This window comes from Roseibium sp., from assembly GCF_965276855.1.
Lineage (GTDB): Bacteria > Pseudomonadota > Alphaproteobacteria > Rhizobiales > Stappiaceae > Roseibium.
The window spans coordinates 2,534,359-2,557,500 of record NZ_OZ255700.1; the positions used below are offsets into that span (position 1 = coordinate 2,534,359).

Below are 23,142 nucleotides of genomic sequence, written 5' to 3' on the forward strand. Positions count from 1 at the left end.
CCGCACGCGGTTACTGCGTCAGCACGTCGGTGGCCGTGTCGAGCGACACCGGCGTCCCCGACAAAAGCAGGTCGGTCGCCGCCTTTTCAAAGCCGGTTTCGCCCACTTTCAGCGGGTCTTGCGCCCGCAGCCGGTGGTCGATCACCATCCGGGCAAGCAGCAACCGCCGGGCATCGCGGCCAGCTGCGCCCAGCGCCGAGCCTTCGGTTGCGAGCAATGTGGCTGTCGCAGAATTGTAGACCGCACTGGAGGCCTTGCGGGCCAGTGTCTGGTTGCCGCTCATGGCAACGTCTTCAGCAAAATCGATGGCCTGCTGGACGGTGCTGCGCAGTTCGCCCTTGAACTGGCCCGGCATGTCGGAGCTGGTGTCGATCTGATCCATCAGCTCGTCTTTTAGATCCTTGTGCGCACCGACCTTGGCAATCGCACGTGTCGTTATGTCGAGCGAGTTGATGTTGGAGGTGCCCTCCCACAAGACACCCAGATGCGCATCGCGCACCAAACGGGCGTTGACGAAATCTTCGATGTAACCGTTGCCGCCGCGCACTTCCATCGCACCCGTTGCAACACGAACGTTGTCGCGGGCGGTCCGGTATTTGTGCGCCGGGGTCAGGATCCGGGTGATCATTTGGGCCCGCTCATCACCAGCTTCCGCCAGACTGATATGATTGCCGAGGTAGAGTGTAATCGACAACGCCTGTTCGGTCGGTACCATCAGTTTCATCAACTGGCGGCGCAGCAGCGGCTTGTCGATAATCTTTTCCTGAAACGCATGCCGGTTCTGGGCTGTGACCAGCGCCTCGTTGAGGCAGCGGCGCATCATGGCGGCGGCCCGGCACCCATGGGACAGGCGCGACAGGGACACCTGATCCATCATCATTTTCAGGCCCTTGTTTTCATGCGGGCCCACCTCACCGAGCGGATAGGCAACGGCGCCATCAAAGACGATCTCGCCGGACGCCATGGAGCGGCTACCAAGTTTGTTCTTCAACCGCACAATCCGGTAGGAATTCCGGCTGCCGTCGTCCCGGCGGCGCGGCAGGGCGAAGAGCCCCAGTCCCTTGTTGCCGGCAGGAGCACCTTGCGGGCGGGCAAGCAGAAGGGCGACATCGCCATCCGTGCAGGAGCAGAACCACTTTTCGCCGTAGAGCTTCCAGTTGCCATCTTCGAAGCGGGCTTCCAGCTGGATGTTGGAGACGTCCGATCCGCCGGTGCGCTCCGTCATGAACTGGGCACCCTTGAGCATGGTTTTGGTGTCTTGGCTTATCAGGCCATCGTAGAAGCGGGCCTTTGTGGCCTCGTCCCCATAATCCTTGATCAAGGTCGCCGTCGTTTCCGTGGCCGAAATCGGGCAGAGCTGACCGAATTCCGACTGGCCGAAGATGTATTGGAAAATGAATTTCACCGTGTGGGACATTGGCTTGTCCCAACCGAACACACCCGGCTTATGGATCATCGCGGCCAGGCCATAATCGCCCAGCGCAACGTCTTCCATGTTCCGGTAGGCCGGATGGAATTCGATCCAGTCTTCGAACCGTCCCCGCGGATCCCGGTGATGGAGGACCGGAATGTGCTTGTCCGCCATGCGGGACCAGTCATCAACCTCGTCGCCGACCAGCGCACCGAATGTCTCAAGATGCGGCTCAAGATGGGCCCGCAGATCTTCCGGCAGGTAGAGAGTAACGAGATCCTGAAGGCTCTTGTCGATGCTGTAAAAGTTCAATCCGTGGCAATCCGGCGCCACCAGGTTGGCAAGCTCTGGGGTTGGCAAAGTGTGGTGTTGCGGTTGAACATTCATTTTGAAATCCTCCCAATAGGGTCTTGGCCCCGGCAATCTCCGGCCGGCCTGTTGAATTGAAATTCAAAGAGATAAGGTCTGTTCAGCTGCCCCGATCGAAACCGGGGCGTCGCTCAAAAGAAGATCTGTTGCAGCTTTCTCGAAGGCGCTGCCGTCGCTGGACAGCGGATCTTGTGGCGACAAACGGTGGTCGATCACCATTCGCGCCAACAACAGCCTGCGCGCATCGCCACCATCTGCGCCAAGGCGTGCACCTTCGCAGGCCAAAAGAACGGCGGTCGCAGAATGGTAAACGGCACTGGCGGCCTGGCGGGCAAGTCTCTCCTCACCGGACCGGGCGATTTCTTCGGCGAGATCCAACGACTTGATCAGCGATGATTTCAAGATGCCGGCAAAGGAGTTAGGAAGCCTTGGACAGCCGTCGATCTGCGCCAGCAGTGCGGATTTCAGGTCCCTGTGAGTCTCTGTTCGCCCAACGGCCCGCGTTGTGATGTCCAGCGCATTAATGTTGGACGTTCCTTCCCACAGAAGGCCAACATGGGCATCCCGAACGAGACGGGCATTGACGAAGTCCTCGATGTACCCATTGCCGCCACGGACCTCCATCGCCCCCGTCGCCACGCGGATGTTGTCGCGCGCAGTGCGGTATTTGTGGGCCGGGGTGAGGATCCGGGCGACGCGCTCGGCATGGGTGTCGCCGTCACCGGCTGCGGTCAAAACAGTGCCGAGATGGAGCGTCATCGACAACGCCTGTTCGGTCGGCACCATCAGTTTCATCAGCTGCCGGCGCAGCAAGGGCTTGCCGATGATCTTTTCTTGGAAAGCACTGCGGGTTTTTGCAACCGTCATGGCCTCATTGAGACACCGGCGCATCATTGAAGCAGCACGGGCACCGTGAGACAGGCGGGACAAGGACACCTGGTTCATCATCATCTTGAGGCCGGGGTTTTCCTTTGCCCCGACATCCCCAAGCGGATAGGCAACCGCGCCCTCAAAAACCACCTCCCCAGACGCCATGGAGAGCGTGCCGAGTTTGTCTTTCAGACGGACAATCCGGTAAGCGTTCCGGCTGCCATCTTCCAGACGGCGCGGCAAAGCAAAAACCGCAAGGCCCTTGTTTCCTGCCGGGGCGCCTTGCGGGCGGCCAAGCACCAGGACGACATCGGCATCAGCGGCGGAACAGAACCACTTTTCACCATAGAGCCGCCATGTGCCGTTCTCATTCCGCGCCTCGACGGCGAGTTGCGACACATCTGACCCGCCATGGCGTTCGGTCATGAATTGTCCGCCAGCCATACGGGTCGCCGGATCCTGGCTGATCAACCGGTCATAAAACCGTTCTATAAGAGCCTTGTCGCCAAATTTCTTGATCATCGCAGCGGTGGTTTCAGTCATCGAAATCGGACACAGCTGACCGAACTCGGATTGCCCGAGCAAATACTGGAAGAGAAACTTGACCGTATGCGGCATCGGTTCGGGCCAACCGAACACCCCCGGTTTTCCAGTCATTCCAGCCATTGCGAAGTCACAGAACGTGATCTGCTCCATGCGTTTGTAGGCCGGATGAAACTCGATCCAGTCCTCGAACCGGCCACGCGGGTCACGGTGATGGAGAACCGGCACGTGCCGGTCGGCCGTTCTGGAAAGCGTATCAATTTCACCGCCGACCAAAGCCCCGAATTCTTGCAGTTTCGGCCAGAGATGAACGCGCAGGTCTTCAGGCAGGTACAACGTCAGCAGATCCTGAAGGCTGCGGTCGATCTCAAAGAAGTTCTGTCCATGGCAATCCGGCGCAACCAGTTCGGCGAGCTCGCCTTGAGGCAAGGGGGTGTGCTGGCCTGTGTGAATATTCATGAACGCAGTCTCCAAAATAAAAGGGCGCGGCAAAAAATCTGAACTCAATAGGACTTCGGCAGCTCCAGAACCCGTTCGGCGATATGGCAAAGGATGAGTTGTTGGCTAACCGGCGCCAGCCGGGGGATCATGGCCTCGCGCATATAGCGCTCGACATGATATTCCCGGGCATACCCGAACCCGCCATGGGTCATGACCGCCTGCTGGCAGGCCTCAAACCCGGCTTCCGAACCCAGATACTTCGTGGCATTGGCCGCCGGGCCGCAGGGCAGACCGGCGTCATACTGGCGGGCAGCTTCCAGCGCCATCAGCCAGGCGGATTCCAGCATCATCCAGTTGCGCGCGAGCGGGTGCTGGATGCCCTGGTTCTGACCGATCTGCCGGTCAAAGACGACACGCTCCTTGGCATAGGCGCAGGCTTTGCGCAGCGCCGCATGGCCCAGACCAATGGCTTCCGATCCGATCAGGATCCGTTCCGGGTTCATGCCGTGCAGGATCGCCCGGAACCCTTCGCCTTCCTCTCCAATGAGATTCTCTGCCGGAATCTCGAAATCCTCAAAGAAAAGTTCATTACAATCAACCGTCTTCCGGCCCATCTTGTCGATCTCCCGGACCGAAATCTGGTCACGGTTGAAATCGGTGTAGAACAGGCTGAGCCCTTGTGTCGGTTTTTCGACCTCTTCCAGCGGTGTTGTGCGGGCCAGAAGAAGGATTTTCTCCGCAACCTGCGCCGTGGAGATCCAAACCTTTTGACCATTGACGAGGTAACGGTCTCCCTGACGCCGGGCGGCCGTGTTCAGATGGGTCGTGTTCAAACCGGTGTTGGGCTCGGTTACGGCGAAGCACGTACGTTCCTGACCGGCGACGACCGGCGGCAACATGCGCCTCTTCTGCTCGTCGGTACCGAAAACAAGCACTGGCGAAAGACCGAAGATGTTCATATGCACGGCAGAAGCGCCGGAGAGCCCGGCCCCGGATTCGGCAATCGTGCGCATCATGATGGCAGCTTCAGTAATCCCAAGGCCTGCGCCGCCATAGGCTTCAGGGATACAAATGCCGAGCCAGCCAGCCTGGGCCAGGGCTTGAAAAAACTCGGTTGGAAAGCCGCCAGTCTTGTCTTTTTCGAGCCAGTAGGCGTCATCGAATTGGCTGCAAAGGCTTGCAACAGCATCCTGAATGGCCGTTCTGTCGGGGGAAAGCTGGATATCCATTGTCGCCTCAAGCTGGAACCGGTTCAGACGCCGGAGCGGAAACAATCCCCGACTGCAGCAATTCGTAGATCGTGTCTTCGCTGAGCCCGGTTTCCTTCAGAACTTCAACGGTATGCTCGCCAAGGTTTGGCGGTGGCCGGCGTTTGCTTGACGGTGTCCGGGACCATCTGGTCGGCACTTTCGTGCGCCGCATACGGCCTTCGCTTGGGTGATCGTACGTCTCGAAAAAGCCGACATCGTTGAGATGCGGGTCGTCCAGCAGGCTCTCAATAGAGTGCATCGGCATAACCGGGATGTCCGCGGTCTCAAGCAGAGCGAGCCATTCGCTGCTGGATTTCGTCTTGGTGACTTCACTGACAGCTTTACAGAGATCGTCAAAGTGCTCTTGCCGCCCGGTGAAAGAGGAGAACCTATTGTCAGCCGACAGAACGGCTGGCTTTCCGGTGACCTCCAGAAACCGGCCCCACTGCGCATCGGAGTAAAGAAGAAGGCAAATATAGCCGTCTTTCGTGCGCAACGGCCTGCGGGCTTTCGATGTGAGCCGGTGGTATCCGCCCGCATCTAGTGGTGGTTCAAAAGATAGGCCGCCCAGATGATCCCCGAGAACGAAATTTGCGACAGTCTCAAACATCGGAATGGCGATCTGCTGGCCTTCGCCTGTCCGGCCCTTGTGAACGAGCGCCGCAAGAATCGCGTTCGCAGCGGCCAAACCAAAAGCCCGGTCCGCAATCGCGTTCGGGAAATAACGCGGCACCCCGCCGCTCGCCTTGGCCTGAAGGAACGGCAGCCCAACAGCACCCTGGATCAGATCATCATAGGCAGGCCGGCCCGAATACCGGCCTCCTTCGTCGAACCCAAGCAGCGCCGTGTAGATGATGTCCGGTTTGAGCGCCTGAATCGTGTCGTAAGACAGGCCCAGGCGCATCATCGCTTTCGGGCGGCTGTTGGTGACAAAGATATCAGCGGTCCGGATCAGACCCAGCAAGACCTCGCGGCCGTCTTCCGTTTTCAAATCAAGGCAAACGGAGCGCTTGTTGTAATTGGCATTCATATAAAGCGGGCCCATGGCCGCCGACCGCATTGGTCCCACCTGGCGCAACATGTCACCTGCCGGGGATTCGATCTTGATGACGTCGGCGCCATAGTCGCCCAGCGTCTGCGTCGCAACCGGTCCGGCGAGCACCGCCGACATGTCTATGACACGTATGCCTTCCAAAGGGCCCATGCGAAAAAAACCTTGGCTTATGTCTACATATATGAATAATAAGTCCATATATTTAAACATTGTCAAGCCAATCGTCGATGATTGCTCGCGTTTTGTGGGAAAGCGCGATAGAAGACCGAGACCAGAAATGAAGACTTCGACAGGCTGCCCGGTTGCGCCGACACGCTGCGGAATCAACGCCTTGCAACAAAAGACCGTGCCCCATGGCTGTTAAACAGATCCAGAATGCACTCGATCTGATCGAGTATTTCGCCCGCACCAAAAAACCGGCCAGTCTGGCGGAACTTCAGCAGCATTTCGGATGGCCGCGATCGAGCGCCTACAATATTTTGAACACATTGGTGGAACGCGGCTACATGTATGAGCCTGCGCGGCGCGGCGGCTACTATCCAACGCCCCGGCTTGCCAGTGTTGCCGAAAGCATCATGTCGGCGGACCCTCTGAATGAACGGCTGGCAGAACTGTTGCGGAAACTTGCTGATGAAACCGGCGAAACGGCCATTCTGGCTGCGCCTGCAGGACGGTTTTCCGTTTATCTCGATGTCATCGAATCCGCGTCCCCTATCCGCTACGCAGCGCATGTGGGCATGCGGATCCCGATCCATGCCGGGGCTTCCGGGCGCGCGCTTTTATCTCTCTATTCAGAAGCCGAGCGCGCGGCCCTTTTGAGCAAGGTCTCCTTTGACCGGTATGGCGCAAACGCCCTGATGACAGCTGAAGACGTGGAAGCAGCACTTGAAAAATCCAGGGACCGCGGGTGGTATCAGAGTATTCGAGAATACAGTGCAGACCTTGCAGCAATTGCCATTCCAGTGATGGTCGATGACCGCAGATTTGCAGTTGTTGTTGCCGGCCCGCAGTACCGGCTTGAAGAGAAGTGCGCTGATGTTGCCGCGACCTTGCAAAGACTGACAGCAGAGTTCGGATTTGCCGGCAACGAGATCGCTTCGGACCGGATTGCGGCCAGCAATTAATCCAGGCGACTAACTTCAGATAGCAATCGCGTTCGAAGAACCTCGCGTTTGCCGCCTATGCAGCGCACCTGCGACTGCCATCACCCATATTGTCGGTTTGTCTTGGCGGCAGCGCTTTCGGGAGTTGTATCTCCCGAGTGTGTCCACGACTCCCTCCCACCATAACCTGTTATTTTTCTTTGTTTTTTTGTTCAAGACGGTTTCTCGCGGCCTCGAAGACCTTCCCATTCCGATGATCTGGACAGGCCGAAAAGGAAAAAGTTGGCTAGACTTGTGTCTCGATATATGATCATTTAGTCCATAAATGGGAACAAATTTAAAATGCCGCTCTTGTTAGACCGGCATCAGTCTTAGGGGAAGGCCAGCAGGGAAGAGAACGGGCGCTGAGCCCGGGCTGCGGCATGGGGCGGATCTCAATTGGGAGGAAAGACTATGAAACGCATTAAAAACGCGGTCTGTGGCGCTGTTGCTGCCGGTTTATTTGCAGGGCTCGTGTCGCAACCGGTCATGGCTGCAAATGTTGATGGCCCGCCAGTCTTCTGGAAATTCTCGGTTTGGGGCAAATCACGGGCTTTAACAGCCGGTCCGGAACACCTTGCCGCGCGGCTTGCCGAAGAAACTGGCGGAAAGTTCCAGCTCAAAATCTTTTATGGCGACCAGCTGTCCAAGGCGAAAGAGAACCTCGACGGCATGAGGGTCAATGCCTTTGAAGCTGCGATCGTCTGCAACTTCTACCATCCGGCAAAAACACCTGCCTTGATGGTCATGAGCCTGCCGTTCCTGCCGATCAAGGATTTCGACACATCGATCGCCGTGCGCGATGCGCTTTATCAGCATCCGGTTACCGTGTCCGATCTGGAGAAGTGGAACGCCATAAGCTATGCGTCGACGCACTTGCCCCAGTATGAGTTCATGGGAACTGGCGAACCGCCAAAAACACTGGAAGACTGGAACGGCTTGCGTGTTCGGGCCGGCGGCGGCGTCGGCCTTGCCATGGAGAAACTCGGCGCGGTCCGCCAGTCCATGCCAGCGACGGAAGTCTACACGGCGCTTCAGCGGGGTATTGCCGACGCGGTGTCCTTTCCCTTCACCTACGCACACGGTGCCTACAAACTGCAGGAAGTGGCGAGCTGGTTCACAGGAAATCTTCAGCCCGGCACTGCTGACTGCCCGATCGTACTGAACAAAACAGCTTATGAAAGTCTTCCAGATCAATACAAGGATCTGCTCGCGTCTCTGAAACCTGAAGTCGATGAAATCTACCGCGAGGTCTACGGCAAAGCGGACGAGAAATACCTCCCGATCTTCCAGAAAGCACTGACCGAAGTCACCTACGACCCTGCAACGCGGGAAGAATTCAAAAGTGTCGCCGGTGAACCGATCTGGCGCCAATGGGTTTCGGACAATCAGGAAAGCTTTGACGCCCAAAGCGTTCTCGACACGGTTCTGAATGCCGGCAGCGGCAGCTAACACACATTGAAAGGCACCGGTCCGAACCGGTGCCTTCCTTACAGTTTTCTATTCCTGCGTCCTGAGGCTCATCACAAGTACGCGGGAACAACCCCCTCCCGCAATCTGACCAGCTTCGGAACCTGATTTCCCATGACAGGAACACATGGCGGTGGCGCCTTTTTATTATCGATGAACCGCGGATTGAGTGCGGTTGAAGACACGCTCAATATCATCGCGGCTTTGACGATCTTCATCGTGATGCTGGTAACGACGTTTCAGATCTTCTGCCGGCTCGCGGGGTATCCGATCCCGGGTTTTCTGGAAGCATCCGAACAGGCAATCGCCGTTTTTGCGTTCCTCGGTGTGGCTTATGCACAGCGGTATGGCGCGCATATCCGTATGGACATGCTGGTGGGCGCTGCACACGGGCGCATGCGCTGGTTTCTGGAGGCGGTCGCCACCTTGCTCGGCATGATTCTCATTGCTGTTCTCATCCGCTACAGCTGGAGTTTTTTTTACAGCTCCTTTGAGGTTGGGGACGTTACGTACGACTACGGGATTCCAACGTGGCCATCGAAACTTCTGGTGCCGTTCGCCTTTTCTATCTGGTTCCTGCGGTTGACCCTGCAGTTTATCGGCTTTTTGCGCTTGTTCATCTGGCCCAAGGCGGATCCGGTCGCGGTGCCGGTCATCAAGACCGCTGCCGATCAGGCCCAGGATGAAACCTCCAGTGCTGGAAGCGGAAAATGAGTTTCCTTGAAACCCTCACAAGCGGTGCCCCCGGCGTTTTCTTCGGCATCGGCTACAGCAATCCTGCGCTCGTTGGCGTCATCTGCATGGGGCTTTTGCTGGTTTTTGTTCTGATCGGTGTCCGTGTCGTCTTCGCAGCCGGGCTGGTCGGATTGATCGGCCTTGTCGAACTCATCGGATGGCATGCGGCGGCCGGCAGTATCGGCTCCATCCCGCACTCAAAGTCCGTCAGTTTTGTTCTCGGGCTGATCCCGGTTTTCATCCTGATTGGGTATCTTGCGTTCCATGCCGGCATGACCGCGCAACTCTTTGCCGCCGCGCGGGCCTGGATTGGCTGGCTGCCGGGTGGTCTCGCCGTTGCAACCGTCTTTGCAACGGCAGGCTTTGCCGCCGTTTCCGGCGCTTCGACCGCCACGACAGCGGTGTTTGCCCGCGTCGCGATCCCGGAAATGCTCAAGGCTGGCTATGACCGTCCGCTCGCCGCCGGCGTTGTCGCAGCCGGGGGAACGCTCGCCTCCCTGATCCCGCCATCAGCGATCTTGGTCATCTATGCCATCATCGTTGAAGAATCGGTCGGAGCGCTATTGCTCGCGGGCTTCTTGCCTGGCTTGTTTTCCGCAGCGATTTATGCCGCGATAATCGCGCTCTGGGCCAAATTCCGCCCCGAAGCCGGCCCGTCCGTGCGCGGCGTAAGCTGGCGGGAACGGTTTCAATCCTTGCCGGGCGTGTTGCCGATCGCAGCTGTGGTCGGGATTATCGTCAGCGCGATCTACACCGGATGGGCTGCCCCCACCGAAGCCGGGGCTCTTGGGGCATTCGTGGTTCTGGTGATGGCCTGGATCAACGGGATGCGCTGGCCAAGCCTTAAGGCCGCCCTGATGGAAACGTCCAAGCTGGTGGTGATGATCTTCTCATTGATTTGGGGCGTCCTGATTTTTGGCCGATTTCTGGGTTTTTCCGGCCTCCCGGAAACGTTTGCCAACTGGATCCTGTCCTTTGCTGCCGATCCTTATCTGATCCTTGCCGCCATTTTGTTGGGATACGTGATCCTCGGCATGTTCATGGATGCCATCGGGCTTCTGCTTTTGACTTTGCCGGTCGTTTATCCCGCCGTTATGGCTCTGAATGGCGGGCCGGATGTCACCGCAGCCGATAGCGCCTTCGGCATGAGTGGGACGCAGGCCAGCATATGGTTCGGGATCATCGTGGTGAAAATGGCCGAGGTCTGCCTTATCACGCCTCCGATTGGCATCAATTGTTTTGTCGTCAACGGCGTGCGCCCGGATATCCCGCTCTCTGACGTCTTTCGCGGCATTTTCCTGTTTTTTGTTGCTGACGTCCTGACAATCGCAGGTCTCATCTTCTTTCCTCAGATCATCACCTGGCTTCCAAGCATGATGAACTAGGCCGCGTGGACCGATTGGAGCCTCAAGCATGTTGAAACGGCCAGATCCGGCCACACATGAAATGACAAGATCCGCAATCGCGGTTCTGGTCTTTTGTGCCGCAATGAATTTCTTTTCCCGCGGCGTCAGCGAGACGTTTGCCGTGTTCCTTTTGCCGGTCACCGCCGACCTTGGCTGGAGCCGGAGCACTTATGGAACCATCTACTTCGCCTATATGGCTACCATAGGGTTTTCTGCGCCCGTCATCGGCCTGTTGTTTGACCGTTTTGGGCCCCGTCCGGTCTACACATCCGGGGTTTGTCTGTTTGGTTTGGGCTTTTTGCTGGCAAGCACGATGGAGCATCTCTGGCAGGCCATTCTCGGCCTCGGCATCATGACCGGTATCGGCATTTCAGCAACTGGCATGACGGTCGCATCCGGCCTGGTGAGCCGTTGGTTTGCCCACCGGATTACATTGGCAAACGCCCTTGCCTACACCGGGATCCCTCTGGGAATGGTGGTCATCGTTCCCCTGACCCAGATACTGATTGAGGCGACAGACTGGCGAACGGCCTACGGAGTCTTGGGGTGGGTCAGCCTTGCAATGGTCGCCGTGATCTGGTTCTTGCCATGGCAAACAATGGGCGGCGGCGCTGACCATATACCGCCTCGCCGGGCAAACCGCAGCTTCAGTCTGGGCGCGGGTGTTTTGCGGCATCCTGCATTTTGGGGATTGTTTGCGACGTTGTTTTTGGCCTCGGTGACCGTGTGGTCGGTGATGCTGCAGGCTATCGCCTTTCTTATTTCAGCAGGGTTCAGCCCTGTTATGGCCGCCTTTGGCTATGGGGCTGTCGGCGCGATGTCTGTCGTCGGCCTTGTTTGTTTCGGATGGGCAAGTGACCGGTTTGGCCAGCGCAATTCCGTGACAGTCGGCTACATTCTCTCGGCGATCGGCGTGGCTCTGTTGTGGCAGCTCCAGGAAACACCAAGCCTACTTGTGTTAGCTGGGTTTGTTGCAGTTTTTGGTGCCGCAATGGGCTCGCGCGGTCCGGCCGTATCCGCCCTTGTTGCAAGGCTCTATCCCAACAATGTCGCCGCAATTTATGGCGCAACAACCATCGGGCTCGGTTTGGGCGGTGCCGTCGGCGGTTGGCTTTCCGCCGCGCTTTTTGACTGGACCGGCAATTACGGTGCCGGCTTCGCCCTGTCTATCGCCACCTCCCTGATCGGCATCACGCTTTTCTGGTTGATCAAGCCGCTCTCCATCGGGCGCTGGCCTGATCCAAATCCGGTTTCAGAGGTCCCCTGAAAGACCCGCAACAGGCTTTTTCCCGATGTTTCAACTCTCAATCGAAAGGATCCTCAATGGCAGATCAAGCGACCGCACCCGATTGGACCCCCGCCGATCATCGGCCGGGACCTTCGCTCTTTTTTGAAGACCTGGAGGTCGGCCGCCGCTACGGGCTGCCGTCCCGCACGCAAACCGATGCCCTGTTTGCTGCGTTTCAACTGGCGTCCGGAGACAATGATCCGATCCACTATGACCGGGTCTACTGCCAGTCAATCGGCCACAAGGACATGCTGGCGCATGGCATGCAGGTCCTCATCCAATCAGCCGCCGGTGCCGGTACGTTCCCCGAAGAGGTCGCCGATGCGTTGATCGGTTTCATCGGACTGGAGTGCAAGTTCATGAAACCGGTCTATGTCGGCGATACCCTCTATTCAGAACTGGTGATTTCCGAACTGATTGAACAAAACACAACCGGTGTTGTGGTCATGACCGCAACGATCCGCAACCAGGATGGCGTAATCGTTCTGACCGGCGAGCATCGATATCTTCTCCGGAAGCGGTCCTCCGTGGCCGGCTGATCAGCTTTGAAATGGCGTGTTCTTGATCAATGTCATATCCGCGTAATTGAAACTGAATTTAACTGATCTCCGGTTGAGATTCACCGGATCCAGGATAATCGCTGGACGGGTTCGACACATATCATCGTCGAATTTTGCCTTGCGAAAAGTCCTTGAAGTGGTTCAAGTTTGTTTCAACAACCACGGTTTGTCACTGGTCATCAGACGCGAGGATCCGCATGCTTGTCTCACACACCCGGATCGTTGACATCGTCGGAGACATCATCCGGATCATGGTGTCCTCGACGAAGAGTGAGGCCGAAGGCAGGCCCTGTCTCGGGGATTTGGCGATTGTGGAAACCGGCGAGGGCACGTCTTCGCTCGCTCAGGTGATCAACATCGACCAGGACATGGTGTCGCTGCAGGTCAACTCCGGCACCAAGGGTTTGGCCAACAATGCGTCTGTCCGGTTTCTCGGAGAACCGGCGAAAGTTACGTACTCCGACAACATCCTTGGCCGTGTGTTTGATGGTGCCGGCACCCCGATTGATCAAGGACCGGACCTTTCGACCGATCCAACTGTTCCAATCGGAGGCCCATCGGCGAACCCGATGAAACGGGTGCTCGCCTCGCGCATGATCCGTACGGACGTGCCGATGATCGACATTTTCAACTGCCTCGTCGAAAGCCAGAAGATCCCAATCTTCTCCGTCTCGGGCGAACCCTATAACGCGTTCCTGGCGCGCATCGGCATTCAGGCGGATGCGGATATCGTCGTCTTTGGCGGGCTCGGACTGATTTTTGACGACTACGCCTTTTTCCGGAAACAGTTTGAAGATGCGGGTGTTTTCCCGCGGACGGTGATGTTCATCAATCAGGCGTCTGATCCGGTTGTTGAACGCCTTCAGGTTCCGGACATGGCTCTCGCCGTTGCCGAAAAATTCGCAGTTGAGGAAGGCAAGCGCGTTCTGGTCCTCATGACCGATATGACCGCCTTCGCCGATGCCATGAAAGAAGTCTCGATCGCGATGGAACGGGTGCCGGCAAACCGCGGCTATCCGGGCGACCTCTATTCCCAACTTGCGCGGCGTTATGAAAAGGCCTGTGATTTTAAGGGCTCCGGGTCCGTCACGATCCTGACGGTGACGACCATGCCGGGCAATGACGTCACACATCCGGTGCCGGACAACACGGGCTACATCACGGAGGGGCAGTTCTACCTGCACAGCGGGATGCTTGATCCGTTCGGATCTCTCTCGCGCTTGAAGCAGCACGTTATCGGCAAGGTGACGCGCGAAGATCACAACCAGATCATGAACACCATGATCCGGTTCTATTCGGGGGCCCGGGACGCAGAACAGAAGCAGTCGATGGCCTTTGAGCTGTCCGATTATGACCACCGGCTCCTGAAATTTGGTGCGCTCTTCCGGAAGCGGTTCATGGATATCGAGGTGGCCATTCCCCTTGAGGAGGCACTGGACCTGTGCTGGCAAACACTCGCCGAGTGTTTCTTGCCCGAACAGCTTTTGATGAAACAGGGGTTGATCGACAAATATTTCCCTGGCGAGAAAGCTGCTTCAAAGGACGCGGCTAAAGATGGTGCGGACGGGGAGGCTGCCTGATGGCCAAGCTTGCGCTCAACAAGTCATCCCTTGCCCGGGAGAGCGCACATCTGTCTGAATACAAACGCTTCCTTCCGTCTTTGGAGCTGAAGCGTCTGCAGATCATGGCCGAGAGGGCGAAAGCAAAGGAGACCGCACTCAGGCTTGATGCGGAATATGAGCGCCGCTTTGACGAAATCGCAAAATCACTGCCGATGCTCGCGAACGAGCAGGTTCCTGTCGAAGGGATCGTGACCGTGAAATCGGTCGAGCGGGGCGAACAGAACCTGTCCGGCACCAGGCTGCCAACGCTTGAAAATATCGAAGTCGACGTCAAACCCTATTCTCTTCTCGCCCGGCCACACTGGGTGGATCCTGCGGTCAACGGGCTGAAAAAACTTTTGAAGCTCAACCTGGAACGCGAGGTTGCACGGGAGCGGATCGAAAAGCTGCTTGAAGCCGAAGCGGTGATCTCGCGGCGGGTCAACCTCTTTGAGAAGGTTCTCATCCCGCAAGCCCAGAAGAACATAAAAAAGATCCGCATGGCTCTGGCCGACGCCGAACGCGATGCCGTGGTCCGCGCTAAAATCTCCAAGCGCAAAACAGCGGCGCGAAGCGCAGTAAAGGGGATGGCTGAGCTATGAGCATTGTGCCCCTCACAAAAGTCAGCCTCATCGGCGTTCTGGAAGACAAGGAAAAGGTTCTGGAAGCCACACAGGCTTTTGGAGCGCTGCATCTCATTCCCCTGAGTGATGCGCAAAAGGAACTTGAAGCGGTGCCGGCCGGGACAGGCCGGGAAGCCGTGGAGGCTCTTCGCTGGCTGATGGATGCGCCTGTGCAGCGGTTGCAGGTCACAGACCCGAGCAGCTTTGACCTCAATGAAACTGTCAGCCGATCAGTCGAAAACCGGCAATTGATCAAAGACTGCGAAGATCGCTTGGCGCGGCTGAAGAAACGTATTCACGATGTCGAACCCTGGGGCGAGTTCAATTTCACCGACCTGGAGAACCTGAAAGGCAATCGCCTCTGGTTCTACGTTGTCCCCACAGGAAAGCTCAGAGAAATTGATCCGTCGGATAAGGTCCTGGAGGTCGTGCACGCCGATACTTACAGGGCCTATGTGGTGGTGTTGTCACCGGACGAGCCGGAGGTTGGCGACATGCCCGTCCCCCGGGTTCATGTCGGCGCGGTCTCTCTCTCAACACTCAAAAAACACTACGAAGAAGCTGCGATTGAACTGGAAGAGCTGCAGTTACAGCGGCAGGCGCTGACAAAGTGGCGGTTTTTGCTGGCATCAAACCTTGCAGCAGCGAGAGATCAAGCCGCACGTCATCGCGCAGGCCTCGAAACCGGAGATGCCGGACGGGTTTTTGTGCTCCAGGCTTGGGCACGGCAGGACCAAGTTGAAGAAATCGAGGACCTTTCTGGAGAGATCGGTGTTGCGGCTGTCTTTGACGACGTAACCGCAGAAGACCAGCCACCGACCTTGCTTGAAAACCGGCCGGGGTTAGCCGCGGGCGAGGATCTCGTTGAATTCTACCAGACACCGGGATATCGAGACTGGGATCCGTCTGTCATCGTCTACATATCGTTTGTCATCTTCTTCGGAATGATCATGACAGATGCTGGATATGGCCTATTGATCCTGGCACTGCTGTACCTCTTCCGAAACCGCTTCAGCAATTCTGAACAAAGCCGGCGGCTCTTACGCATGGCCATGTGGCTGATGGTCTCGACAGCCGCGTTCGGTGTCGCAACGGGCAGTTACTTTGGTGTTGCGCCGCCGGACGGCAGTTTCCTGGCGAAACTCAAGGTCCTGCATTTGAAAGACGTTGATACGATGATGAAGATCACGCTGACCATCGGTGTGGTGCACATTGTCCTGGCCAACCTTATGCGCAGCCTCAATGAAACAACCCCAAGCGGACGGTTTCAGCCGCTTGGCTGGTGCCTTGTCGCCCTGGGCGGGCTCGCGACATTCCTGGGACAAGGCACGGCCTTTGCCACACTTGGCCCCGGCGCCGTTGTTGCCGGGTTATTGACCGTCGGTTTCTTTGGAAGTGATCGGAAGGTCAATTCGCTGTCGTCCGGCGGGATGCGTGTTTTCGACGGGTTGGCCTCCCTTGCCCGGGTCGTGAATATCTTTTCCGATGTGCTCAGCTACATGCGGCTTTTTGCGTTGGGCCTGGCGGCCGCATCGCTCGCGGAAACCATCAACACCCTTTCCGGCCAGTTGAATGATGCGGTCCCTGGCGTTGGATTGCTGATTGCAATCCTCGTTCTGATAATTGGCCACTCCATCAACATCGGCCTTGGACTGATTGCGGGGTGCGTCCATGGCCTGCGCCTGAACGTGATTGAATTTTTTAATTGGGGTTTGAAAGACGAAGGCACGGCCTTTCGTCCATTCAAGAAAGAGGAGACACGCCTGTGAACGAATTCGTTGTGGCGCTCGGTTGGTTCGGGCTTTATGCGCCGGTGGCTCTGGGCGCGATCGGCAGTGCCTGGGGCTGTGCTCTGGGAGGCAGCGCCGCGATCGGCGCAATGCTCGACAGCGATGGCGGTTACGGCCGGTTCATCGGTGTTTCTCTCATGCCGTCCTCTCAGGTGATCTACGGCATCGTCATCATGTTCTCGCTCCAGCAAACAACCGTCGATGCAGCAAATGGCGCCGCCATGTTCGGCATCGGGGTACTGTCCGGCTTCACCATGCTGTTCACCGGCATTCGGCAGGGCGAGGTTCTGGCATCGGCCATTCACGCGTCCAAGGCAAAACCCGAAATTTTCGGCATTTCGCTCGCACCAGCAGCAGTTCTGGAGGGCTTTTCGGTCTTTGCTCTGGTCTTTGCACTGGTGCTCGCCGGAACAATGCCGAGCTAGGAGGCAAGCATGTCAGAAACCAAGACCGCCGGAGAGCTTGAAACTGCCGCAGGTGCTGGTGTTCAGGCGCTGATCGACCGGCTGAAAGCCGAAGGCGTTGAAGCTGGTCAGTCTGAAGCCGAAGCCATATTGGCAGACGCCAAAGCAAAGGCAGAGGCCCTGGTCGCAGAAGCTGAAAAAAAGGCAGCTGCACTTAAGGCAGCCGCCCGGGCAGAAGCTGCACAGGAGAAAGCTGCCACCGAAGATGGCCTGAAAGTAGCCGCCCGAGACCTTGTCCTCGATATGCGCAACGAACTCGGCGAACGCATTCAGCAGGAAGCCAAGCGATTGGTGGCCACAACGCTCGCCGATGAGGCCTTTTTGCAGAAGTTGATCCTTGCGATGGCGGCCAATGCCAAAGAGAGCGCCTCCGTGAGTGATGCTGAGCCAATGGAGATCGTGCTTCCGGAAAAGATTGTGACCTTTGAGGAGCTGAAACAGTCTCCGGAAGCGGTCGAACCAGGAACATTGACACATTTCGTCATTGCACTCGCCGGGGATGTCTTGCGGGAAGGCGTCACCTTCTCCACGGCTCCTGGGTTTGACGGTATCAAGATCAAGCTGACTGGGCGGGACGTTTCCATTGATCTGACCGAAGAGGCGATCGCAACGCTCCTAAAGCGCCACCTTCAGCCGAGGCTCAGAGCCGTCATGGAAGGGGTGTTGCGTTAAATCCATGTCCAATCCTCACCAGTACATCGCGCTGATCACCAGCCTGCCGCATCTTGGCAAATTGTTCAGCCGCAAGGAGGTGCCGATTTCGCAGTACCGGCTGCGCCAGCGCATGGCGATGCTGGAACCTGGGCATGCCCGCCTGCTGAAAGAAGTGGTTGAAGTGACGGCCTGGGCCGGCGTTGCACACATGCAGGAAGATGCCGATGTGATCCAACGGGCACGTGCGGTGATTGGTGATCTTTCCGAATACCCGGATCTCCAGAACCTGGTAACCGGTCGCATGGAAACGCGGACCCTTATTGCTGCACTTCGGCGGCGGCGGAACGGGCAAGATGCTGCTGGCGCGATAGAGGCTTGGGGATACGGCCGCTGGTGTTCGATGATCAAGGACAATTGGGCCGACCCGGCCTTTGGTCTGGGGCATTTCATGCCTTGGGTCGCAGACGCGCATCGATTGATCCGGGCAGAAGATTACATTGGCATGGAGCGATTGGTGCTGACCGAGGTGTTCCGCCAACTGGACCAATATTCGATTGCCCATGAATTCGATTTTGAAGCTGTTGCGATTTACGTGTTGCGTTGGATCATTGTGGAGCGCTGGTCACGTTACAACGCCGACCAGGCTCGCGATCGTCTGAAAGCCCTCGTCACAGAAGCCTTGAGCCCATCTGACACGGCAGCCGTGGTTCAATCCGTTTCTGCCGAACTTTTTACCGATACTTCTCCATCTCTTGAGGGAGTTCTCCCATGACCAGTCATGTTCAGCTTCCAGAGCCGACAGCTGAAATCATCGCCGTCCAGGACGACCTTGTGACATTGGCACCTCTCGGGGAGGCCCCTCTGATCAAGAACGAGGTTGTCTATATCATCCCGCACGGTCCGGAACGGGAAGGAAAGCCCCGCGAATACCTGAAAGCCGAAGTATTGCGGGTTCGCGGCAAATCAGCCGAAGCGCAGGTTTTTGAAAATACGGCCGGTGTCCGCGTTGGGGACAAGGTGATTCAAAGCGGCGAGATGTTGTCCGTTGCTCTGGGACCTGGCCTCTTGAGCACGGTCTTTGACGGTCTGCAGAATCCCCTGGCAGACATAGCCGCCGAACACGGGTTTTTTCTGCCGCGCGGCGTCTTGACCAATGCGCTTGACCACACCCGCAAATGGTCGTTTGAACCCAAAGTCACTTCGGGCGCTCCGGTCAATGCAGGCGACACGCTCGGCTTGGTTCCAGAAGGACGCTTCAATCACCGGATCATGGTGCCGTTTGGTCTTAAGGGAACCTGGACTGTTGAGCGGATCCGGGAAGGAACCTTCACAATCGAAGAGGTTGTCGTCACCTTGAAAGATGATCGCGGCAATACCCGCGATTTGACCATGGTGCAGCACTGGCCGGTACGCCGCGCAATCCCGGATGCTTTGGTAAAAGCGGGTCAAAGTGAGCGCCTCTATCCAAGCGAGCCTTTGATTACCACCTTGCGTCTGATCGACACGTTCTTCCCGATTGCCCGCGGCGGCATGGGCTGTATTCCAGGACCCTTCGGAGCTGGCAAAACGGTATTGCAGTCCCTGATTTCGAGATTCTCTGCGGTCAATATCGTCATCGTGGTGGCTTGCGGCGAACGCGCGGGCGAGGTGGTGGAAACCATCACCGAATTTCCCGATCAGCCGGACCCGTCTGGTGATGGCACCTTGATGGATCGCACAGTCATTATCTGTAACACGTCGTCCATGCCGGTCGCGGCGCGAGAAGCCTCGATCTACACCGGCATCACGCTCGGCGAATACTACCGCCAAATGGGCTATGACGTCCTCCTGATCGCGGACAGTACATCCCGCTGGGCTCAGGCCATGCGTGAAACATCGGGTCGATTGGAGGAAATTCCCGGCGAAGAAGCTTTCCCAGCCTATCTCGATTCCGCGATCAAGGGAATATATGAACGGGCTGGTGTCCTGAAAACCGCGACCGGTGATACGGGCAGTCTGACCATGATCGGCACGGTCTCGCCGGCTGGCGGAAACTTTGAAGAGCCGGTGACACAATCAACGCTTGGGACTGTCAAAACCTTCCTTGGTCTCTCATCAGAGCGCGCCTACAAGCGGTTTTACCCCGCCGTGGATCCCCTGTTGTCCTGGTCCCGCTATCACACCCAATTGCGAGACTGGTATCATGAAAACATCGGGCCGGATTGGGTGCCGCGCGTTGAAGAAATGATCGATCTCCTCGCCAAGGGAGATGAAATCACGCGCATGATGCAAGTGACTGGTGAGGAGGGCGTGTCGACCGAAGATTTTGTTCTGCAACAAAAGGCCCTCTTTCTGGACATGGTCTATCTACAGCAGGATGCGTTTGACGACGTGGATGTCTCCGCGCCCTTGGCCCGCCAGCAGGAAACCTTTGATCTTGTCTACAAGATTGCCCGGACACCATTTGAATTCGAGGACAAAGATCCAGCTCGCAAGTTTTTCACCGAACAAACATCCCTGTTTAAAAACTTGAACTATGCGGAAGACGGCAGTCAAGAAAGGCAGCAGCTGCTCACGCGGATTGAGACGGGCGTGCACGCGGCTCCGCAGCGTCTAACAGATTGATATCGCGCGTAGGTTTTTAGGTTAGTTGACGCTAAGTGGCGGTAATTGCCGCGCAGCTTTTTCAAGACGCGCATATCCCCGCGAGTGCGAGGTTTTGTTTGTTTTGTGGGGATTTGGTTGCGGGAGTAGGATTTGAACCTACGACCTTCAGGTTATGAGCCTGACGAGCTACCGGACTGCTCCATCCCGCGTTATTCATTTGCGCTATCGCCCTTCGGGCTGCTTGAGCGCGTCCCGTTTCCATGTGGATACGGCACAGTAATTCAAGAAGACCGGGTTTTTGCGCCGATTTGGGACGTTAGTTCCGAAGCGCAGCTGAGGCAAGGCCAAGTGGCCGCCACCCGGTCAGGGGGCCCTCGCGGAGGTTAGGGCCTCTTGGCCCGCTCAACCGTGAGCGCTTTATCGTTTTGAAGATGTATTTATCTGCACTTTGCAGGCCTGGCAGCGACCTACTCTCCCACACCTTAAGATGCAGTACCATTAGCGCTGGGGAGTTTCACGGCCGAGTTCGGGATGGGATCGGGTGGGGGCTCCCCGCTAGAGCCACCAGGCCGGCGAAGGGCAGATAAATTGTAAAACTGGTCTTGTTGTTTAGCCCTCACGGCCGCACCGCGCATGACTGCGCTGGCCTGCGGGAACGCGGCCTGACCGGCCGGCGCACGCTTGTGCTTGCGAACCTTTCGGTTCGACGTCATTTCCCTTGAGAATCTAAACTGGTCTTATTTGTTTGGTCCTCACGGTTGAGCGGGCTGACGCCCTGACCTGCGGACGGCGCAGCCTGTCCGGCTGGCGCGCGTTGCGCTTGCGAACCTATTGGTTCGTGATCTTTTTCCATGAGAACTGGTCGTTTGATAAGTCAAAACGCACTCAAGTAGGCCGAAGGCCGTTAGTGCACTAAGACTTATCTTTTCAAAGCGCCTTTTGGCGCTTTTAAAACTCGTGCTCAAGTAGGCCGAAGGCCGGTAGCACAAGTAAAGATGAACATTGACTAATGAGAGGATCAAGCCGAACGAGCTATTAGTAAAGCTAAGCTTCATGCATTGCTGCACTTCCACACGCTTCCTATCGACGTGGTGGTCTTCCACGGCTCTTCAGGGAGAACTGGTTTTGAGGTGGGTTTCCCGCTTAGATGCTTTCAGCGGTTATCCCGTCCGTACATAGCTACCCTGCAATGCGGCTGGCGCCACAACAGGTCCACCAGAGGTACGTCCATCCCGGTCCTCTCGTACTAGGGACAGATCCTCTCAATTCTCCTACACCCACGGCAGATAGGGACCGAACTGTCTCGCGACGTTCTGAACCCAACTCACGTACCACTTTAATTGGCGAACAGCCAAACCCTTGGGACCTGCTCCAGCCCCAGGATGTGATGAGTCGACATCGAGGTGCCAAACAATGCCGTCGATATGGACTCTTGGGCATCATCAGCCTGTTATCCCCGGCGTACCTTTTATCCGTTGAGCGATGGCCCTTCCACGAGGGACCACCGGATCACTATGGCCGTCTTTCGACTCTGCTCGACTTGTCAGTCTCGCAGTCAGGCAGGCTTATGCCATTGCACTCAACGAGCGATTTCCGACCGCTCTGAGCCCACCTTCGCGCGCCTCCGTTACCATTTGGGAGGCGACCGCCCCAGTCAAACTACCCGCCACACACGGTCCCGGACGTTGTTGCGCCGCGGTTAGATATCCATAAGGACAAGGGTGGTATTTCAAGGATGACTCCACCTCTGCTGGCGCAAAGGCTTCAACGTCTACCACCTATCCTACACATGTCATTACGAATACCAGTGTGAAGCTGTAGTAAAGGTGCACGGGGTCTTTCCGTCTGACCGCAGGAACCCCGCATCTTCACGGGGAATTCAATTTCACTGAGTCTATGCTGGAGACAGCGGGGAAGTCGTTACGCCATTCGTGCAGGTCGGAACTTACCCGACAAGGAATTTCGCTACCTTAGGACCGTTATAGTTACGGCCGCCGTTTACTGGGGCTTCAATTCGGTGCTTGCACACCTCCTCTTAACCTTCCAGCACCGGGCAGGCGTCAGACCCTATACGTCGTCTTGCGACTTCGCAGAGCCCTGTGTTTTTGATAAACAGTCGCCACCCCCATTTCTGTGCCACCTATACCTGGTTGCCCAAGTACAGGTCTCCCTTCTCGCGAACTTACGGGAGCATTTTGCCGAGTTCCTTCAGCATAGTTCTCTCAAGCGCCTTGGTATACTCTACCAGTCCACCTGTGTCGGTTTCGGGTACGGTTTATACGGTGGAGCTATTTCCTGGAACACCTTCGCTGCACCCCCAATCCAATAAGGAGATACAACACACGGCATCCGTCACTACCACCAAGTACAGGAATATTAACCTGTTTCCCATCGACTACGCCTTTCGGCCTCGCCTTAGGGGCCGACTAACCCTGCTCCGATTAGCGTTGAGCAGGAACCCTTGGACTTTCGGCGAGGGAGTCTCTCACTCCCTTTATCGTTACTCATGTCAGCATTCGCACTTCTGATATCTCCAAGAGCCCTCACGGGTCTCCCTTCGCAGACTTACAGAACGCTCCGCTACCGCATGCACTTAAAGTGCACACCCGCAGTTTCGGTGTATGGCTTGAGCCCCGGTACATTTTCGGCGCGGAGACCCTTATTTAGACCAGTGAGCTGTTACGCTTTCTTTAAATGATGGCTGCTTCTAAGCCAACATCCTGGTTGTTTTGGGATCTCTACATCCTTTCCCACTTAGCCATAACTTAGGGACCTTAACTGGCGGTCAGGGTTGTTTCCCTCTCCACAATGGACGTTAGCACCCACTGTGTGTCTGCCGGATAGTACTTCTCGGTATTCGGAGTTTGGTTAGGATCAGTAAGGCG

General features: G+C 56.9%; 17 protein-coding genes, 1 tRNA gene and 2 rRNA genes (1 of these 20 only partly in view). 13 read left to right on the forward strand and 7 right to left on the reverse strand.

Translation table 11 applies throughout. From position 1 onward, the window contains the following. Positions 1-10 precede the first annotated feature (10 nt). The 4 genes from ACQY4Z_RS11560 to ACQY4Z_RS11575 form a co-directional block, all read right to left on the reverse strand. Entirely contained in the window at positions 11-1,798 is a 1,788-nt protein-coding gene (locus tag ACQY4Z_RS11560) for an acyl-CoA dehydrogenase family protein (RefSeq protein WP_428529374.1), read from the reverse strand. A gap of 63 nt (positions 1,799-1,861) precedes the next feature. Next, on the reverse strand, positions 1,862-3,652 hold the full coding sequence (locus ACQY4Z_RS11565) for an acyl-CoA dehydrogenase family protein (RefSeq protein WP_428529376.1): 1,791 nt from the start codon (positions 3,650-3,652) through the stop codon (positions 1,862-1,864). A gap of 44 nt (positions 3,653-3,696) precedes the next feature. Continuing rightward, the gene (locus ACQY4Z_RS11570; RefSeq protein WP_428529378.1) at positions 3,697-4,863 is read right to left on the reverse strand and encodes an acyl-CoA dehydrogenase family protein; all 1,167 of its coding nucleotides are present in this window, start codon (positions 4,861-4,863) and stop codon (positions 3,697-3,699) included. A 7-nt stretch (positions 4,864-4,870) separates the two neighbouring features. Continuing rightward, positions 4,871-6,088, reverse strand: coding sequence for a CaiB/BaiF CoA transferase family protein (locus tag ACQY4Z_RS11575; protein WP_428529380.1), 1,218 nt, complete (start codon positions 6,086-6,088; stop codon positions 4,871-4,873). Positions 6,089-6,291: 203 nt separating this feature from the next. Between ACQY4Z_RS11575 and ACQY4Z_RS11580 the strand changes: the two genes are divergently transcribed. The 13 genes from ACQY4Z_RS11580 (at position 6,292) to ACQY4Z_RS11640 (ending at position 20,275) form a co-directional block, all read left to right on the forward strand. Then, positions 6,292-7,062: an IclR family transcriptional regulator gene (locus tag ACQY4Z_RS11580; protein WP_428529382.1), complete on the forward strand. Its 771-nt coding sequence runs from the start codon at positions 6,292-6,294 to the stop codon at positions 7,060-7,062. 432 nt (positions 7,063-7,494) lie between these two features. After that, positions 7,495-8,532 carry a TRAP transporter substrate-binding protein DctP gene (gene dctP, locus ACQY4Z_RS11585; RefSeq protein WP_428529384.1) on the forward strand — a complete coding sequence of 346 codons (1,038 nt, stop codon included), beginning with the start codon at positions 7,495-7,497 and terminating at the stop codon, positions 8,530-8,532. A 132-nt stretch (positions 8,533-8,664) separates the two neighbouring features. Further along, positions 8,665-9,264 carry a TRAP transporter small permease gene (locus ACQY4Z_RS11590; protein ID WP_428529386.1) on the forward strand — a complete coding sequence of 200 codons (600 nt, stop codon included), beginning with the start codon at positions 8,665-8,667 and terminating at the stop codon, positions 9,262-9,264. Continuing rightward, complete coding sequence (locus ACQY4Z_RS11595; protein WP_428529388.1) at positions 9,261-10,670, forward strand: TRAP transporter large permease; 1,410 nt, start codon at positions 9,261-9,263, stop codon at positions 10,668-10,670. The genes ACQY4Z_RS11590 and ACQY4Z_RS11595 overlap by 4 nt, the downstream gene beginning before the upstream one ends. Before the next feature lie 28 nt (positions 10,671-10,698). Then, positions 10,699-11,958 (forward strand): MFS transporter, encoded by a 1,260-nt coding sequence (locus ACQY4Z_RS11600; protein WP_428529390.1) that lies wholly within the window; start codon positions 10,699-10,701, stop codon positions 11,956-11,958. Positions 11,959-12,014: 56 nt separating this feature from the next. After that, positions 12,015-12,518, forward strand: coding sequence for a MaoC family dehydratase (locus ACQY4Z_RS11605; RefSeq protein WP_428529392.1), 504 nt, complete (start codon positions 12,015-12,017; stop codon positions 12,516-12,518). A gap of 218 nt (positions 12,519-12,736) precedes the next feature. After that, positions 12,737-14,119 (forward strand): V-type ATP synthase subunit B, encoded by a 1,383-nt coding sequence (locus tag ACQY4Z_RS11610; RefSeq protein WP_428529394.1) that lies wholly within the window; start codon positions 12,737-12,739, stop codon positions 14,117-14,119. Beyond that, positions 14,119-14,742, forward strand: coding sequence for a V-type ATP synthase subunit D (locus tag ACQY4Z_RS11615; protein ID WP_428529396.1), 624 nt, complete (start codon positions 14,119-14,121; stop codon positions 14,740-14,742). Before ACQY4Z_RS11610 ends, ACQY4Z_RS11615 begins: the two co-directional genes overlap by 1 nt. After that, positions 14,739-16,532: a V-type ATP synthase subunit I gene (locus ACQY4Z_RS11620; RefSeq protein WP_428529398.1), complete on the forward strand. Its 1,794-nt coding sequence runs from the start codon at positions 14,739-14,741 to the stop codon at positions 16,530-16,532. The genes ACQY4Z_RS11615 and ACQY4Z_RS11620 overlap by 4 nt, the downstream gene beginning before the upstream one ends. Beyond that, positions 16,529-16,978 (forward strand): ATP synthase subunit C, encoded by a 450-nt coding sequence (locus tag ACQY4Z_RS11625; RefSeq protein WP_008195907.1) that lies wholly within the window; start codon positions 16,529-16,531, stop codon positions 16,976-16,978. The genes ACQY4Z_RS11620 and ACQY4Z_RS11625 overlap by 4 nt, the downstream gene beginning before the upstream one ends. A 9-nt stretch (positions 16,979-16,987) precedes the next feature. Further along, positions 16,988-17,689: a hypothetical protein gene (locus ACQY4Z_RS11630; protein ID WP_209180884.1), complete on the forward strand. Its 702-nt coding sequence runs from the start codon at positions 16,988-16,990 to the stop codon at positions 17,687-17,689. Positions 17,690-17,693: 4 nt separating this feature from the next. Then, positions 17,694-18,443 (forward strand): hypothetical protein, encoded by a 750-nt coding sequence (locus tag ACQY4Z_RS11635; RefSeq protein ID WP_428529401.1) that lies wholly within the window; start codon positions 17,694-17,696, stop codon positions 18,441-18,443. After that, positions 18,440-20,275, forward strand: a complete 1,836-nt coding sequence (locus ACQY4Z_RS11640) for a V-type ATP synthase subunit A (protein WP_428529403.1) — start codon at positions 18,440-18,442, stop codon at positions 20,273-20,275. Before ACQY4Z_RS11635 ends, ACQY4Z_RS11640 begins: the two co-directional genes overlap by 4 nt. Positions 20,276-20,389: 114 nt before the next feature. Here the strand turns inward: ACQY4Z_RS11640 and ACQY4Z_RS11645 are convergent. The 3 genes from ACQY4Z_RS11645 to ACQY4Z_RS11655 form a co-directional block, all read right to left on the reverse strand. Further along, a tRNA-Met gene (locus ACQY4Z_RS11645) sits at positions 20,390-20,466 on the reverse strand. Positions 20,467-20,711: 245 nt separating this feature from the next. Continuing rightward, positions 20,712-20,826: ribosomal RNA gene (gene rrf, locus ACQY4Z_RS11650) — 5S ribosomal RNA — on the reverse strand. A 445-nt stretch (positions 20,827-21,271) separates the two neighbouring features. Further along, positions 21,272-23,142 (reverse strand): 23S ribosomal RNA (locus ACQY4Z_RS11655); it runs 856 nt beyond the window's last position.